Annotated in this window: 1 pseudogene; it reads left to right on the forward strand. The window is 49.5% G+C overall.

Annotated elements, in window-relative coordinates:
* A pseudogene (gene gatB / locus Q4563_RS18505) lies at positions 1–205 on the forward strand (Asp-tRNA(Asn)/Glu-tRNA(Gln) amidotransferase subunit GatB); the annotation flags it as partial.
* Positions 206–309 lie beyond the last annotated feature (104 nt).

Genomic DNA, 309 nt, shown 5'->3' on the forward strand with positions numbered 1-309 from the left:
GTCCGATACCGGTGCCATTGAAGCCATCGTTGCCGATGTACTGGCCAACAACCCGAAACTGGTGGAAGGCTACCTCAATACCCCGGTGGAAAAACGTGGCAAGGCCATGGGACCCTTTATTGGCCTGACCCGTAAAGCTGCCAAGGGGGTCAACCCGCAAGTGGTGATGGAAGTACTGAAGAAAAAGCTGGAAGAGTTGGGGTAACGTTTTGGTGCACCAGACGTTCGGATACGGACGTCTGGGCTGTTTGAATAACAGAGCAACCTTAGATATCAGAAAGAATATCAACAAATTAAGTGAATCAATTC

The organism is Gilvimarinus sp. 1_MG-2023 (assembly GCF_030548285.1).